Annotated in this window: 6 protein-coding genes and 11 pseudogenes; 13 read left to right on the top strand and 4 right to left on the bottom strand. The window is 58.4% G+C overall.

Features of this window, described 5'->3' with window-relative positions; all coding sequences use genetic code 11:
* On the bottom strand, positions 1-578 hold a 578-nt coding region (locus JCM13995_RS09395; protein ID WP_054664980.1), incomplete at its 3' end, for a pseudouridine synthase.
* 112 nt (positions 579-690) lie between these two features.
* Here JCM13995_RS09395 and JCM13995_RS09390 point away from each other — a divergent pair.
* The 4 genes and pseudogenes from JCM13995_RS09390 (at position 691) to JCM13995_RS09375 (ending at position 5,941) form a co-directional block, all read left to right on the top strand.
* Positions 691-2,760 (top strand): annotated as a pseudogene (locus JCM13995_RS09390) (PBP1A family penicillin-binding protein).
* A gap of 21 nt (positions 2,761-2,781) precedes the next feature.
* A pseudogene (locus JCM13995_RS09385) lies at positions 2,782-3,146 on the top strand (YlbF family regulator).
* A 92-nt stretch (positions 3,147-3,238) separates the two neighbouring features.
* Positions 3,239-4,206, top strand: a pseudogene (locus JCM13995_RS09380) (3'-5' exoribonuclease YhaM family protein).
* A 97-nt stretch (positions 4,207-4,303) separates the two neighbouring features.
* Positions 4,304-5,941: a glycoside hydrolase family 13 protein gene (locus tag JCM13995_RS09375; protein ID WP_054664977.1), complete on the top strand. Its 1,638-nt coding sequence runs from the start codon at positions 4,304-4,306 to the stop codon at positions 5,939-5,941.
* Positions 5,942-6,033: 92 nt separating this feature from the next.
* Here JCM13995_RS09375 and JCM13995_RS09370 read toward each other — a convergent pair whose 3' ends face one another.
* Together JCM13995_RS09370 and JCM13995_RS14540 are read right to left on the bottom strand one after the other, a co-directional pair.
* Positions 6,034-6,945, bottom strand: coding sequence for a peptidylprolyl isomerase (locus JCM13995_RS09370; protein ID WP_054664971.1), 912 nt, complete (start codon positions 6,943-6,945; stop codon positions 6,034-6,036).
* Positions 6,946-7,478: 533 nt separating this feature from the next.
* Positions 7,479-7,882: pseudogene (locus JCM13995_RS14540) on the bottom strand (HIT family protein); the annotation flags it as partial.
* Between the two features lie 90 nt (positions 7,883-7,972).
* On the opposite strand from JCM13995_RS14540, the pseudogene JCM13995_RS09360 reads away from it, so the two are divergent.
* From JCM13995_RS09360 to trmB, 4 genes and pseudogenes are all read left to right on the top strand, one after another.
* A pseudogene (locus JCM13995_RS09360) lies at positions 7,973-8,705 on the top strand (ABC transporter ATP-binding protein).
* Between the two features lie 10 nt (positions 8,706-8,715).
* Positions 8,716-9,919: pseudogene (locus tag JCM13995_RS09355) on the top strand (ABC transporter permease).
* A gap of 86 nt (positions 9,920-10,005) precedes the next feature.
* Positions 10,006-10,776 (top strand): annotated as a pseudogene (locus JCM13995_RS09350) (phosphotransferase).
* Positions 10,777-10,825: 49 nt separating this feature from the next.
* Entirely contained in the window at positions 10,826-11,491 is a 666-nt protein-coding gene (gene trmB / locus JCM13995_RS09345) for a tRNA (guanosine(46)-N7)-methyltransferase TrmB (protein ID WP_054664968.1), read from the top strand.
* 9 nt (positions 11,492-11,500) lie between these two features.
* Here trmB and JCM13995_RS09340 read toward each other — a convergent pair whose 3' ends face one another.
* Positions 11,501-11,803 carry a hypothetical protein gene (locus JCM13995_RS09340; protein ID WP_054664966.1) on the bottom strand — a complete coding sequence of 101 codons (303 nt, stop codon included), beginning with the start codon at positions 11,801-11,803 and terminating at the stop codon, positions 11,501-11,503.
* Between the two features lie 112 nt (positions 11,804-11,915).
* On the opposite strand from JCM13995_RS09340, the pseudogene JCM13995_RS09335 reads away from it, so the two are divergent.
* From JCM13995_RS09335 to murC, 5 genes and pseudogenes are all read left to right on the top strand, one after another.
* Positions 11,916-12,232, top strand: a pseudogene (locus JCM13995_RS09335) (thioredoxin family protein).
* A 21-nt stretch (positions 12,233-12,253) separates the two neighbouring features.
* Positions 12,254-12,884, top strand: a pseudogene (gene ytpR, locus JCM13995_RS09330) (YtpR family tRNA-binding protein).
* A 166-nt stretch (positions 12,885-13,050) separates the two neighbouring features.
* On the top strand, positions 13,051-13,632 hold the full coding sequence (locus tag JCM13995_RS16155) for a hypothetical protein (protein WP_054664965.1): 582 nt from the start codon (positions 13,051-13,053) through the stop codon (positions 13,630-13,632).
* An 11-nt stretch (positions 13,633-13,643) separates the two neighbouring features.
* Positions 13,644-15,283: pseudogene (locus tag JCM13995_RS13935) on the top strand (DNA translocase FtsK); the annotation flags it as partial.
* A gap of 9 nt (positions 15,284-15,292) precedes the next feature.
* Positions 15,293-16,602 (top strand): annotated as a pseudogene (gene murC, locus JCM13995_RS09300) (UDP-N-acetylmuramate--L-alanine ligase).
* Positions 16,603-16,606 lie beyond the last annotated feature (4 nt).

Genomic DNA, 16,606 nt, shown 5'->3' with positions numbered 1-16,606 from the left:
TCTTTTCGCACCATGCGCTTGCGCTGGTCGGCCGGATCTTGGCCGATGGGCGCCTCGATCTTTCCGGTGGGCGGCAGGCCGCGCGGAACGAGCGCGGTGTAGGTGCGGGCCGCGGTTTTGGCGGCGAGCTGTTGGTTGATGATGCCCTGGCTGATCGGGTCCTTGGCGATGATCGTCAGGCCCGAGGTCAGCATGTCGAGCCTGTGAGTGATGTAAACCGGGCGCGGCGCGAGGTAGCCCGCCGCTGCGTTCATCAGGGTGCCGCCTTCGTCCGGCCGGTTGGGGTGCGGTTTTTGACCGGCGGGTTTGACGACAATCAGCAGCTGGGCGTCCTCGTAGGCGACTGTCAGCGGCAGCAATTCGGGCCGGTAGTAGGCTGTGGCTGGGGCCGTGAAGCGCAAGGTGACTGGGGCACCGGCGGCGACGGGTTGGTTGAACGTTTGGTAGGCGCCGTCGATCAAGACGCCTTGCGTGCGGCGGAGCTTGGCGATCCAGGCCTTAGGCACCTGCCAGGCGTGAAGCAGCGCGCGGATATTCGGGGCGGCCTGAGCGATGGCGTGAAGTTCAAACTGTGGCATGACAGGCTCCTTTCTGTAATTTGCGTAAAATCCGGCGCAAGGCCGAATCCGGGATTTTGCGCGTATGCTAAACTAGTCACATGTTAGGAAAGGGGGACCACCAGTTGAAAGCATTCTGGGCTGCCGTGCGGCCGTATCTACCAAGGCCGGACACGGGATCGCATGGTTCTTCCGGCGGTTCCAAGTGATCCGCTGGCTGATTTTAATTTTGCTGTCGCTCACGCTTGCCTTTTCGACCTGGTTCACCTACAAGGCCAAAACCGCCAACGTGCAAGACATCAAGAGCAGCCTGCAGACCAAGACCACGCTTTACGACGAGGATGACCGCGAGGCGGGCAAGCTGTACGGGCAAAAAGGGACGTACGTGCCCCTTACGCAAATCTCACCCAACATTCAAAATGCGGTGATCTCCACTGAGGACCGCAGTTTTTACACGAATCCCGGTTTTGACATTAAAGGGATTGCCCGTGCGGCGCTTGGGTTGGTCATTCACCACGGCCAAATTACCGGCGGCGGCAGTACCATCACCCAGCAGCTGGCGAAAAACACCCTGCTATCTCAAAAGCAGACGTTTCTGCGCAAGGGTCAGGAGATTTTTCTGGCCGTGCAACTGACTCGAGTTTACTCTAAAAACGACATTCTGACGATGTACCTGAACAACGCTTACTTCGGCAACGGGGTCTGGGGCGTGGAAGACGCGTCGCAGCGTTACTTTGGCAAGCACGCCAGCCAGCTGAACGCCGGCGAAGGCGCGACGCTCGCCGCGATGCTGCGCAGTCCCAGCTTTTACAACCCCATTGATCACATGGATAACGCCATTGCCCGGCGCAACCTGGTGCTGGGCCTCGAGCAGGATAACGGCAAGCTGACCGCGGCGCAAGTGCAGGCGGCCAAGGCGACGACGCTGACGCTGAAGGATACTTACACCGCCGACAATCAGCAGAAGTATCCATACTTTTTCGATTCGGTCATCGAAGAGGCGTACAAACAGGACGGCATTTCTCAAGACGACATCGTCAACAAGGGGTACCGGATTTACACGACGCTCAACCCGACGTACCAGGACCAGATGCAGGCGGCCTTTGACAACGACTACGTGTTTCCTCAAAACGCGGCCGACGGCACCAAGGCGCAGGCGGCCTCAGTCGCCGTCGACCCGAAGACCGGCGGGGTGCTGGCGGTAGTGGGCTCGCGCGGCCCGCATGTTTATCTTGGTTTCAACTACGCCACGCAGCTGCAGCGCCAGCCCGGCTCGCTCCTCAAACCGCTGATGGCCTACACGCCAGCGCTGGAAAACGGGTATTCCTACGACAGTGAACTGACCGACAAGAAGATCAGCTACGGCAAGGACCATTACACGCCGACCAACGATACCGGGATCTACGCCGGCACCATGCCGATGTACAAGGCGCTGGCCGACTCAACCAACGCGCCGGCGGTGTGGTTGCTGAACCAGATCGGCATGAGCAAAGGGGTTGCCAGCCTGAGCCGGTTTGGCATCAATTTGCCGAAAAAGGATCAGCACCACTTGGGCGCAGTCCTGGGCGGGGTCTCCACCGGCTTTTCGCCGCTGACGTTTGCGCGGGCCTACTCGGCCTACGCCAGCGGCGGCACGCTGCCGCAGACGCACTTCATTCGCAAGATCGTTGATGCTACCGGGAAGACGGTCGTCAACAACGAGCCGTCGAGCAAGCGCATCATGAAGCAGTCGGTGGCCACGGAAATGACCAGCATGATGATCGGGGTTTACAACGAAGGCACCGGCCAAACGGCTAAGCCATACGCTACACGATCGCCGGCAAAACCGGCACCGTGGAAACGCCGAAGACCTGGGGCAATGGGCTGGGCGCAAAGGACTCTTGGGTCTCGGGTACACGCCGGACATCGTGGTCGCCACCTGGTCCGGCTTTGCGAACACCGACGCCACGCATTACTTGCAGCCTGGACAGGGGGCGCTGAAGCTCTACCGGCAGGAGATGACTAACATTTTGCCGGCCACGCCGCAGACCAAGTTCAACACCACGGATGCCAGTGCCGGGCGACCTTGCAGACGCCGAATGCGGACAACGGCGGCGCCGACCTGTGGTCCACCATCCAAAATGGGATTCAAAATGGGGTCGACTCGGCCAAGAATACGGTGTCGGAGTGGTACAATGGCATCAAAGGATTGTTAGGCAATTAATCTAAACAAATGAGGTGCCTCATGGCAAACGTATACGATAGCGCAAATCAGCTCGCGGAAGATCTCAAGAGCAGTCAGCAGTTCCAGGACTTGAAGAAGAGCTACGACATGCTCAAGCTCGACACGATGGGTTACGCCCTGTTCCAGCAGTTTCAGAACCTGCAGATGTCGCTGCAGCAAAAGCAGGCGGCCGGCCAGGAAGTCACTGAGGAGGACGTGAAGCCGCTTCAAGACCTGTCCTCAAAGATGCAAAACATCGACGCATCAAGGACTTGATGGCTAAGGAGCAGGCAATGTCGACGGTGATGGACGATCTCAACCGGATCATTTCGACGCCGATCGCCGAGCTTTACCAAGACAGCACGCAAAAGCCAGCCGATAAGTAAGCCCAAAGCACGCCGCAAGTTCGGCGTGCTTTTCGTTTGGGCCCGTGAGCGGTAAAATAAGGCGACAGGCGTTCCATAGAAAAGGTGAAAATATGGCAAAGCAAATTTTTGATTACGAAAACGGTCAGGACATGAAGCTGGCGCTGCTGATCAAAGGGGCTGAGGTGCGGATTGCGAAGAACGGCAAGAAGTTCATCGCGTTCACGTTCCAGGACCCGTCTGGCCACATCACGGCCAAGTTCTGGGATGCGTCCGAGGACGACATCGCCCAGTACCAGCCGGGGTGGTGGTGCTGCTGTCGGGCAAGCGCGAGCTGTATCAGGGCAAGCCGCAGATTAAGATCTACACGATGCGGCTGGCGACGCAGGAAGAGGGCAATGACCCCGAGAACTATGTTGAGCACGCGCCGGAGTCCAAGGACGACATGGGCCAGGAGCTCAATGATTTTATCTTCCAGATCACGAATGCCAACTGGAATCGCGTGGTGCGCCGGCTATTGGCCGACCATAAGCAGGAATTCTTGACGTATCCGGCCGCCAAGTCGAATCACCACGCCTTCGCCGGTGGGCTAGCCTTTCACACCCTCAGCATTCTGCGTCTGGCCAAAAGCGTCGCGGGCCAGTACCCGGCGGTCAACAAGTCGCTGCTGTACGCCGGGGCGATTCTGCATGACTTAGGCAAAACCATGGAGCTGTCCTCCGCCGTGTCGACCGATTACACGATGGAAGGCAACATGATCGGCCACATCGTCCTGGTCGATGAGGAAATCGTGCGCGTGGCCAACGATATGAAAATCGACATCCACCAGGAGGACATGATCATGCTGCGCCACATGATCCTGGCGCACCATGGTCTTCTTGAATACGGTTCGCCTGTGCGCCCGGAGCTTTTGGAAGCGCAGATCCTGCATGACCTGGACGAGCTGGATGCCGAGATCAACATGCTGACCACGGCTTACCAGCACGTCGACCCAGGCACGTTCACGGAGCGGCTGTTTGGGATGGACAACCGCCGCTTCTACCGGCCCGAAAACGGTCAAACCTATCCCGATCCGAAATAATTAACGCCTCGTCGCCTTGAAAAAGGCGGCGTTTTTTTATGCGTCGGCGCGGGCGAAAACGCTATACTAAAGGTGCATTGCGAAGAGGAGGGTCTTTATGGCAAAAGCATGGTGGAAAGAAGCAGTCGTGTACCAGGTTTATCCCCGGTCGTTTCAGGACAGTGATGGCGATGGCATCGGCGATCTGCGGGGCATTCGGGATCGCCTCGACTACATTAAGCAGCTCGGGGCCAACGTGATTTGGCTGAACCCGATTTACGCGAGTCCCAACGATGATAACGGTTATGACATCAGTGATTACCAGGCCATTCATCCGGATTTCGGCACGATGCAGGACTTCGACCAACTGCTGAACGCGGCGCACGCCCGCGGGCTGAAGATCGTGATGGATCTGGTGGTCAACCACACCAGCGACGAGCATCACTGGTTCGTCGAAAGCCGCAAGAGCCGGAACAATCCGTACAGCGATTACTACCTGTGGGTCGATCCGGTCGATGGGCACGCGCCAAACGACTGGGAGTCGAGCTTCTCCGGCTCGGCCTGGCAGTACGACGAGACCCGCAAGCAGTACTACCTGCACCTGTTTTCCAAAAAACAGCCCGACCTCAACTGGCGGCTGCCGGCGGTGCGTCAATCCGTTTACGACCTGATGCGCTTCTGGCTGGACAAGGGCATCGACGGGTTCCGGATGGATGTCATCAACTTCATCGGCAAGCCGGAAATCTTCACATCGGCTTCCCCGTCGCCGATCAACATGCCGCAGGTGCAGGACTACCTGAAGGAAATGAACCGGGAGGTCCTGAGCCACTACGACATCATGACCGTCGGTGAAATGCCGGGCACGACGCCGGCATTGGCGCGCGACTACACCGGGTTTGACACGCATGAGCTCAACATGATCTTCCAGTTCCAGCACATGGGCGTGGACCTGGATCCAAAATTCGGCAAGTGGGTACACCATCCGTTCAAGCTGTCCACCCTGAAAAAAATCATGGACCGCTGGCAGGTGGGGCTGGATGGCCAGGCCTGGAATTCGCTGTACTGGAACAACCACGATCAGCCGCGAGTGGTGTCCCGCTTCGGCAACGATTCGCCGGAGTTCCGCGAGCGTTCGGCCAAAATGCTGGGGGCGGTGCTCCACTACCAGCAGGGCACCCCGTACATTTACCAAGGCGAGGAGCTGGGGATGACCAACAATGCGGCGTTCACCAAGCTCAGCGACTACCGCGACATTGAAAGCCTGAACGGCTACCATGAGTGGGTCGACGAAAAAAAGGCGCTGACGCCAGCGCAAATGCTGGCCGGCCTCGCTGCCGGGTCGCGCGACAACGCCCGCACACCGATGCAGTGGGGCACCAAGCCCAACGCTGGCTTCACGCCGGCGGGGGTGACCCCGTGGCTCAAAGTGAACCCCAACTACGTGACCATTAACGCCGATCAGGAAGTCCGCGACCAAAATTCGGTCTTCAACTTCTACCGGCAGATGAACCTCTTGCGGGCCGCGAATCCCATCATCACGTACGGCGACTTTCAGCCGCTGGCCGAAGACGACGAGAAGGTCTGGGCCTATCAGCGGCACTACGAGGGCCAGACGCTGACCCTGGTGGCCAACTGGACGGCGAAAAACATCACGCGCGCTTGCGCCGCCACGGCTGGGGAGCTGCTGCAAAGCAACTACCCGGACGATTTGGGGGAGACGCTTCGGCCGTACGAGGTCAAAGTCTACCTGGCGTAAGCAATCATGAGTGTCATTAATGCCATCGGCGTTTGCGCCGATGGCTTTGCGCAAAAATGCCTCTCCGAAGAGAGACATGGATTGATTTTTGCCTACTTAGCAGAACTGCTTGAGCCGAGGTAAACGGAAAGGACATTCTTCAAATCGTTGTCCTTGATTGAAACATCCGCCTTGGTCAGGACCTTCTTGATGATCCCGTTCATGACGGTGCTGTCGCTTTCCCAAGAAGTGTAGAGCTGATCGGTCAGTTCCTTCTTGTGTGACTGCTCACTGCCCTTTTTCGGGATCTTGACCGCGCGGATGATGTGATAGCCGTAACTCGTCTTGACCGGGGTGGTGGTGTAGTCGCCGGCCTTCTTCAGCTTGAAGGCCGCAGCCTTGAAGGTGGAATCGAGGCTGGTATCGGTGTTATCAAAGGCTGGCAGCTTGCCGGCGTTTGAAGCAGTGGCGGTATCCGTTGAGTACTTCTTGGCCAAGGTCTTGAAGTTTGCTGCCGAGTTATCCTTTTTCAGGGCCGCTAAGACCTCGTTGGCAGTCGATTCCTTGGCCACGAGGATGTGCTGAACCGTGATTTTTGGCTCGTACTTCTTCCATTGATTGTCCAACTGCTTCTGAGTCGGTTTCTTCAGGTCTTTCAACGCGGCTTCGGAAAGCAGGGAAGTCTTGATCTGGTCCTTGAAGGACTTGGTCGTCAGGTTGCTTTGGGCCAGCGCACTGTCGAAGTCCTGACCGGCGTCGGTGTACGACTTCTTGACCTTGTTGTACTGCTTGTCGACCTGTTTATCAGTCCCGGCCTTTGGGTACTGCTGCTCCAAGGCTTTCGTGACGATCATGTTCCGCAGGGTGTCTTCACCGCCGCTGCTGGAGGTCTTCATTTCGTTGTAGTACTCGTCTTTGGTGATTTTGGCGCCCTTCATGTTGGCCACTGTGGCGTTATCGCTTGAGCAACCCGCCAAGGTCAGGGCAAGCAAGACACCGGCGATACCGGCGATCCATTTCTTCATAAATAAACAGCCCACTTTCAATGTGATTTGATTTACAACACGGGGTCTAATATACCACAGACCGCCCGGATACGCGCGGTATTCACAGAAGCTTCAAACTTCTGAGGCTAGTCCGCGGGCTGGTCGGCCGCGGCGTCGGCGCGATCAGGCGCCGGTTTGTCGGCCTGGCTGGCATCGCGGTTAATGTCGTCAATGGTGCTGGCGATCTGGTCGAGCTGGGTCTGGAGCGCCTGACTGTGGGCTTCGGTTTGGAACTGGAAGTCGGTGACCTCATCGGTAATGTCCTTGACGGTCGGCTGCAGCGTTTCCTTGATTTCCTTTTGCAGGTCGGCCAAGGCACTGCCGAGCCGCTTGACCGCGTGCTGGACGTCCTCGGTGGCGCCGGTGACGTCCTTAGAGTAGTCGGCGAAGGACTGAATGCGTTCCGGACCGCTTTTTTTCGTGGTCAGCAGGACGTAGCAGGTGCCGGCAAGTGCGCCGAGTAGAAAGCCAGTTTTGAATTTAGCCATTAGTCTTGCACCTCCTGGCGAATTTTTTTGGGCGATGGCCTGCAGCTGGTCATTCGTGTAGGCCTTGGTGTGGTCGCCGAAGTGGATCGAGAAGTCATCATCCTGTGAGTAGCGCGGTACCAGGTGAATGTGGGAGTGGAAGACGCTTTGGTAGGCCACTTCACCGTTGTTGTTCAAAATGTTCATGCCTTTGATGCGAGGGTCTGACGCTTGATGGCCCGCGCCAGCTTTGGAACGCGTGAAAATACCGCTTTGGCCAGCTGCTCGTCGTAGGCAAAAATATCCGCGACGTGCTTCTTGGGCACCAGCAGCGTGTGGCCCGGCGTGGTCTGCGAAATGTCCAAGAACGCCAGGACCTGGTCGTCCTCGTAGACTTTCACGCTGGGAATCTGGCCGGCAACGATTTTACAAAAAAATGCAGTTTTCATCCATGTTCTTTTCCCTCTTTCATCAACGTTTAATCTGCTTCCATGCTATCATAGAACCATTACTATGAGTAGAAGGAAAGAAGGCTGGGCATGACGCTGACGCTAGAACACGTCACCGGTGGGTACGGCAATCTGCAGGTGCTCAAGGATTTGAATTTCACGGTGGCCGATGGGAGTATTGTTGGGTTAATCGGTCTAAACGGGGCGGGCAAGTCAACGACCATTAAGCACATTATCGGGCTGTTGACGCCGCAGCAAGGCAAGATCACGATCGATGATAAGACCCTTGCCGAAGATCCTGACGGCTATCGGCAAGCCATTGCCTACGTGCCCGAGACGCCGGTGCTGTACGCCAAGCTGACGCTGCGCGAGCACTTGGAGCTGACCATGATGGCTTATGCGCTGGACAAGGATGCCGCGTGGGCAAAGGCCAACGAAATGCTTAAGAAGTTTCGCCTGGACAACAAGCTGGATTGGTTTCCGGCCAAGTTTTCCAAGGGCATGAAGCAGAAGGTTATGATCGTGGCGGCGTTCATGACCAACGCCAAGCTTTACATCATCGATGAACCCTTCACCGGGTTGGACCCGCTGGCCGTGCACGACCTGCTGGATTTGGTCCAGGCCAAAAAAAGCGGCGGGCGCGTCTGTGCTGATGTCCACGCACATTTTGGCTACCGCTCAGCAGTACGCCGACCAGTTTGTGCTGCTGCGCAGTGGCCAAGTCCGGGCCACCGGCAACATGGCGCAGCTGCGGCAGGACTTCAAGCTTGCAGACGACGCCAGCCTGGATGCGATTTACATGGCCATGACGGAGGAACGCTGATGCGCAAACTTTGGCAAGGCGCTTGAGGCGGCATCAAAAAGAACAATTCAAATACTTGCGGCTGGTCTTCAATGACCATTTTGTGCTGATCTTGTTGATTCTGTTCGGTGCGCTGCTTTACGGGTACAGCCAGTGGGTCAAGGCGCTGATGCCGGCGTGGTGGCTGCGGCCGGCGCTGGCGCTGGTCCTCACGCTGCTGCTCAGTTTTGGTCAACTGGCGAGCCTGAGCGAGCAGCGGACGCGACGTTCCTGCTGCCGCAAACCAGCGCTTTTGCGCAGTATCTGTTTAAGGCGCGGCGGTACTCGCTGCTTCTGCCTGGCGCGGTCCTGGTGCTGAGCGCTTTGGCCAGCGTGCCGCTGCTCATGGTGCTGCACTTCGATCCGCTGTCCAGTGGCGTGACCCTTGGCCTTACGCTGCTGATATTCAAGGACCTTGACCTGTGGCTGCAGCTGATCGACCATTACGGCGTCTCGCGGCCGGCCTGGGTCGCGCGGCTCCCGCTCTTTGGGGCCGGGTTTGCCGCCCTGACCTTGGGGCTGTTTCTGCATCCGGCGTACGCCATGGTGATCGCCTTGGCCCTGAATCTGGGGTTTCGCTGGGTGGTGTTGGCCCGCTTTCAGCCTGCTGCCCTGGACTGGCTGAGTCTGAACGCCAGCGAAACCAAGCGCATGGATCGGCTGTACCGCTTTTACAACTTATTCACTGACGTGCCCGGACTCAATTCCGGTGTGCATCGCCGTAAGTGGCTGGACATTTTCCTGCCGCTGGTGCGCAAAACGCCTGCCCACACTTGGTCCTACCTGTACCTGCGCGGCTTTTTGCGCCAAACGACTTACCTCGGCCTGTGGGTGCGCTTGGTGGTTGTCGGCGCCGTCGTGCTCGCGCTGATCCAGGTGTGGTGGCTGGCGGCCTGGTCGCAGCGCTGCTGGTGTACCTTGTCGGCTTTCAGCTGCTGCCCTTGGCCTTTGCTTACTCGGAGATGGTGATGGCGCGGCTTTATCCGGTGCCGGCCAGTCAGCAGCGGGCGGCGTTTCAGCACCTGACCGCGGTGTTGCTGATCGTGTTTGCGCTGGTGCTGACGGTCGGGCCGCTGGTGCTGGGCCACTGGCTGATTGCCTTGAGCGCTGGGGCCGGGGGCTTGGTCTTAGCCGTCCTGTTCGCTTTTTGGTACCTGCCGCAGCGGCTGCGGAAAAAACCCTTGATGCCGGCTTGACCGGGGGCGCACCGGTTCTGTAAGATGTCTATAGCTGATTTTAAAATTTCGTCCCGTGATTGGGGCTGCCGAAGGAGGCAGCGGCATTGTTCGATTTGGAACCCGGCTGGTCGCTGGAGCCAATAGGCGGCACGACCGGTGGTGCGTTTATGGGCGTCTACGCCCACGAGAAATTCTTTTTAAAACGCAATGCGTCCCCTTTTTTTGGCGGCCTTATCTGTCGAGGGCATCACGCCTAAGCTGATCTGGACCAAACGCATTGCGACCGGCGACGTCCTGACCGCTCAGGACTGGGTCAATGGCCACACGCTGACCCGCGCGCAAATGAATAGTCCGATGGTGGCGCAGCTGCTTGGCAAGGTGCACAACTCGGTGCTGCTAAGGCGAATGCTGAAAAAAGTTGGCGGTTCGCCGCAAACGCCGCGCCAGCTGTTTGACCAGGTCGCATCTACCTGCCCGCATCGCTGCGCCAGCACCCGCTGGTCCAGGCGACAATCACGGCCCTGCAGGTCATGCCGGGCGCGGCGCCAATGCGCGTCTGCCACGGTGACTTGAACCATAAGAACTGGCTCTTGTCTGATTCTCAGCAGTTGTACCTGGTGGACTGGGATCAGGCCAGCCTCGGGGACATCGCCTTTGATCTGAGCGTGGTCCTGATCAATTACGTGCCGCGGCCGCAGTGGGAAGACTGGCTGCGCGCCTATGGCAGCAGCCTGACTTCAGACCTGCTGCAGCGCATCACTTGGTACGGCCGGCTTCACCTTTTGCACGAGGTGGCGGCGCAGTACGCTGCGCAACGTTACACGGAAATGAATCAGGCGCTGACTCAGCTCCAGCAGCTGAGCTTGGCGCAATGAAAAAGGACCGCGCAGTTTGCGCGGTCCTTGCCATGAGAAGGAGAACGTTATGCGATTAAGGAACAAGCCGTGGGCGGCGCCGCTCATTGACGCCCACCCCGAATACCTCAGCGTGCGGCCGGAGGGGATGCCAGGCAAGTGGCAGGCCCGCTTTGAAAAACCGCAGCCGCTGTTTTTGGAAGTGGGCTCCGGCAAGGGCCAATTCATCACGGAAATGGCCAAGCTGCACCCGGACCGGAACTTCATTGCGCTGGAGATCCAGGAAGTTGCCATCGCCTACATCCTGCGCAAACAGGTGGCGCTGAAGCTGCCCAACCTGCAGCTGATCTTGGGCGACGGGGCAGACCTGACCACCTATTTTGAGCCAGGGGAGATCACGGGGTTGTACTTGAACTTCTCCGATCCCTGGCCGAAGAGCCGCCATGAAAAGCGGCGGCTGACCTACAAGACTTTTCTAGCGCAGTACCAGGCCATTTTGCCGGCCGGCGGGCAGCTGCAGTTTAAAACCGACAATCAGGGATTTTTCGAGTACTCGCTGGTCAGCATGAACAATTTTGGCATGACTTTCGAGCTGGTCGCGCTGGATCTGCACCATGACGGCCGGGTCCAAGACAACGTGGAAACCGAGTACGAGCACAAATTTGCCAGCCGCGGTGGGCGGATCTACGAGCTGCTCGCGCGGTTTCCCGAAGGCAAAGAAAAGCCGTCGCGCTAGGCGCAACGGTTAGATGCGGTCGAGGGTGACCAGCTTGCCAGTTTCGGCGACCGTGAAGTGGAAGGTGCCAGAGGTGGTGGTGACGCCGCCGCGGTAGCTGGCCAGCAGTTTGCCATCGACGAGGCTGGCGTCAGGGTTCATGTCGATCCAGCCGCCGGTGATCGTGCTGGGTGCGGCCAGTTCGCGCTGCACCCGCTTGAACAGGCGATTGGGCAGTGTCTTGTGCCAGTAAACATGGTTGAGGTAAGTGGTGGCCGCGGCCAGCGTGCTGAGACCCAAAACGCTGGCGGCCAGTGCGGTTGTTTTTTTCATGGCGTGACTCCTTTTGGCTTTCAGTATAGCCGAAAAAGTCCCGCCATGCATTGCTATCCAGCGTCAATCTTTGTATAATGTCCTTATTAAAAGTTAGCAGGGAGTGCATAAAATGAAAGAGTTCAAATCTGATGCCGAAATACTGGATGCCGCCAAGGGCCCAGGCAAGCAAATGCTGTTTTTCACGGCGGGCTGGTGCCCCGACTGCGCGTTTATCAAGCCGCGATGCCGGAAATCGAGCAGGACTTTGCCGACTACACCTTTATCAAGGTGGACCGCGATGATAACATTAAGGTCGCACAGGAAATGGGCGTGATGGGCATTCCGAGTTTCATCGCGTTCGAAGACGGCAAGGAAATCGGCCGCTTTGTGAATAAAGACCGCAAGACCAAGCAGCAGGTAGAGGACTTTATCAGCAGCCTGGCCTAGGTCATTTGGGAGGAACTTTTTTTGATCACTAGTTATAATCAAACCGCGTGGGGAGACACGCTGGTTGCAGTTCTCGCGCCAGACCAGGAAGACGAGGTCGTCAAAACCAGCGCCGGAATCACCGGCATCTACGATCAGCACGGGCAAGCGCTTGGTTCAACTTCTTCCACGTGAGCGCCATTGTGCCGGTCAAAGGGCGCGGTCAGGTCACACTGGACGAGGCGCAGCGTAGTCAGCTGAACGCCGCCATCTCAGGTGCCGGCCTGCCTGGGGCACTGCCGCTGACGGAGACGCCGAAGTTTGTGATCGGCAAGATCATTGATTTCAAGGCGCACCCGAAGTCCGACCACCTGCACATCACTAAGGTCGACTTTGGCAGCCATCAGGAGCAGATCGTGTGCGGCGCGCCGAATGCGGCCTTGGGTGAAACCGTCGTGGCGGCGCTGCCGGGTGCGATGATGCCGGATGGTAAAATCATCTGGCCAGGCGAGCTGATGGGCGTGGAAAGCGACGGCATGCTGAGCTCAGCCAAAGAGCTGGGGATTCCCGGGCCCCAGACAAGCGCGGCATTTTGCTGATGCCAGACAGTATTCCGGCTGGCACCCCGTTTGATTTTAAGCAGGCTGAAGCCGTGGTTGCGGCGCAGGCCTGAGGCAAACGACTCTCGTGTGAGAGCCGTTTTTTTTGTTGGCACCGGGCGGATGAAAAGTCGTCGCCTTGGCGTGAAAATAAAGCCGTTCGTTTTCATCGCAGGCGGCGGATTTATCGTGCGCGTATGCTAAAATAGGCGGTGAATGTAATTGGAAAGGGGCTTAGGTATGGCGCATTATGATGGACCGGTGTTTCACCGGCAACAGACGACCAAACCAGCGGCGTATCCATTGCCGCCGCGCAGGCTGCGGCAACATGAACCAGCCGGCAAAAGCCCGCAGGATGACTTGGCCGTGGCGCCGCTGGACGCGCTGGCCACGCCTGATAGTGTGGCCTGGCAGCGCCAAGGCGACACCGTGGACTACGCTCAAATCGTGCAGCAACTGACCGTCGATCCGGCCCGACTGTACATTCTCGATGACGGGCGGCCGGGCGTGGACTGGGCCCAACCTGAAACCGAGTCAGGCGAGGAGGTCCAGACAAGTGCTTCGGCTGAGGTCGGCCAGCCGGTTGCGGAGCCTGACCGACCCACGACTGCGACTCAGCAGCAAACGTTGAATCAGTCAAATCGGTTTCGGTGCGGGCCGCTGCGCATGACAGCAGTGGTGAAGCCTCGAAGCAACCAATCCGGTCAGCGACGCGTGATGTCGCTCCGGAAGAGGTCGACCGTGAGCTCGCCCAAACGACACCGCTGGTTCAGATCAAAGACGCGGATGGCCGTGTGCCGGCCACTGTCTCTGAACTACTGACTGACCATCAGGCGGCTCGGCAAGCTGCTCCCAAACCCCAGCGGCGTCTATCCACGCGGCCAGATCCGCGTGCGGTTGCCAGCAGCGTCAGAACGTTTTTGGCGACGCATCAGGCCGTTCATTCGGCCAAAGGCGCAACGCCGCGAACTGATGGGCCAACCGCACGACCGACCGCAACTGAGGCGGGGCCAAAACCCGCCAAACAGCCGGCAGTGACCGCTGCATATCAGCTGCCGCCTTTATCACTGCTGAAAGAACCGGTTCAGGCCGATACAGCGGCGCAGCGCGCGTGGGTGGCCAAGCAGACCGAGCAGCTGGATGCGGCCCTGGCCAATTTTCACGTCGACGCACACGTGGTGACCAGCACGGTGGGTCCGACCGTCACTCAGTACCAGCTGAAATTAGCGCCAGGCGTGAAGGTCAGCAAGATCACTCACCTGCAGGATGACTTGAAGTTGGCGCTCGCGGCGCGCGATATTCGCATCGAGCGCCGATTCCCGGCCACAGCACGGTCGGCATTGAGGTGCCGAATGTGAAACCGCGGCCCGTCATGCTCAAGGAAATCCTTGCTGCGCCGGCTTTTCGTGAGGCTAAGTCACCGCTCACGGTAGCGCTTGGAGTCAATTTGTTTGGCCAACCCGTTGTGGCGAACTTGGCCAAGATGCCGCATGGTCTGATCGCTGGTGCGACCGGAGCCGGGAAATCTGTCTTCATTAACAGCCTGATCACGTCGCTGCTGTATAAGGCGACGCCGCAGCAGGTGCGCCTGCTGCTGATCGATCCGAAAGCCGTCGAGTTGGCGGTTTACGATGGCTTGCCGCACCTGGTCGCGCCGGTCGTTTCCGACCCAAGAGTGCCAGCGCGGCGCTTAAGTGGGTCGTGGACGAAATGGAGCGGCGGTACGAGAAAATGGCGGCGGCCCACGCGCGGAGTTTGGCGCAGTTCAACGCGCTGGCGCGGGCGCACGGCAAAGACAGTCAGGTCATGCCGAGCATTGTCGTGATCATCGACGAGCTGGCTGATCTCATGCTGGTGGCCGCCAGCGAGATTCAGGACTACATCGCGAGGATCACGGCCAAGGCGCGGGCGGCAGGCATTCACCTGATTGTCGCCACCCAGCGGCCGAGCGTGGATGTCATCACCGGGACGATCAAGAACAACATCCCGACCCGCATCGCGTTCATGGTGGCCAGTCAGGTCGACTCGCGCACCATCATCGACCATGCCGGGGCGGAAAATCTGCTGGGTCGCGGGGACATGCTGTACCTAGGTAACGGGGCCAGTCAGCCGGTTCGCCTGCAAGGCGCGTTTATTGATTCGGAGCTGGAGCAGGTCACGGACTTTGTGCGCCGGCAGCAACCTGCCCAGTACCTGTTCGATCCGCACCAACTGGTCAAAAAAAGCGCAGGCCATCGAAGCGCAGGACGAGTTGTTCCCACAAGTGCTAAAATATGTGGCGACGGTTGAGACAATCTCGACCTCGGCCCTGCAGCGGCAGTTCAGCATTGGCTACAATCGCGCTGCTAAGCTCATCGACGAGCTGACCGACCGCCACTACATTGCCGCGCAAAATGGCGCGAAGCCGCGCGACGTGTACATTAACAAAGAAGATTTGCCGACGCTCAGGACGCCGACTAAGCTGAAAGGGTAGAAACAGACAATGACAGAGGAAATCGATTATTTTATCGGGATCAAAGGTTCAGGGATGAGTGCGTTGGCACTCATCCTTCACGATTTGGGCCACACGGTGCTCGGCTCTGACATCACGCAGTTCACCTTCACCCAGCGCGGGCTCGAATCCGCCGGGATCAAGATGCTGCCGTTTGACGCGGACAACATCAAGCCGGGTTACACCATCATCTGTGGCAACAGCTTCACCGATGAGCACCCTGAAGTGCAGCGTGCCAAGGAGCTAGGCTTGCCATTTTTCCGCTACCACGAGTATCTTGGCAAGCTACTGGAAAACTACACCAGCATCGGCGTCGCCGGCGCGCACGGCAAGACCTCCACGACAGGACTTTTGGCGCACACGCTGAGCGGGATCGACAAGACTTCGTACCTGATTGGTGACGGTACCGGCAAAGGGACCAAGGACTCGAAGTTCTTCGTGTTCGAGGCTGACGAGTATCGTCGGCACTTCCTGGCTTATCACCCGGACTACCTCATTGCGACGAACATTGATTTCGATCACCCAGATTACTACACAGGCATCGAGGACGTGTACGACGCGTTCGAGACCGAGGCCAGCCAGGTCAAAAAGGCCATTTTTGCCTGGGGCGACGACAAGTGGCTGCGTAAGCTCACCGCCAAGGTGCCGATCTACTACTACGGGTTGTCAGACCAAGACGATTATCAAGCCAAAAATGTTGAGCGGACGACTGAGGCTCAGGGTTTGACGCCTACCATGACGGTCAAAAGATCGGTCACTTCTTCGTGCCGCTGTTTGGCGAGCACAGTGTGCTGAATGCTCTGGCGGTCGTGGCGGTCAGCGACGCGGAGGGGCTCAACCCCGACTACATCGCCCGTGAACTGGCCGGCTTCAAGGGCGTCAAGCGGCGCTTTTCTGAGACTGACGTCAAGGGCACGGTCATCATCGATGACTACGCGCATCATCCAAATGAAATCAAGGCGACGTTGGACGCTGCGCGTCAGAAGTTCCCAGACAAGGAAATCGTGGCGGTGTTTCAGCCGCACACCTTCTCGCGGACCATTGCTTACCTGGACGAGTTTGCCGCGGTCCTGAACACGGCTGATTCGGTCTTTGTCACGCCGATCTTCAGCTCCGCGCGCGAATCCTCGGGCTCGGTTTCGGCCGCGGATGTGGTGGCCAAGATTCCCAAGGGCGGGCAGGTGCTGCAGCTGGAAGACGTCTCACCGCTGCTTGCGCACAAGGACGGTGTGCTGGTCTTCATGGGAGCTGGCGACGTGCAAAAGTACGAAACCGCCTTTAAGGACCTGCTGAACAAGTAAACTT

This window comes from Lacticaseibacillus camelliae DSM 22697 = JCM 13995 (assembly GCF_001311195.1).
Classification (GTDB): Bacteria; Bacillota; Bacilli; order Lactobacillales; family Lactobacillaceae; genus Lacticaseibacillus; species Lacticaseibacillus camelliae.
The sequence above is the reverse complement of the archived record's forward strand: the minus strand, read 5'-3'. Positions and strand labels throughout refer to the sequence as shown.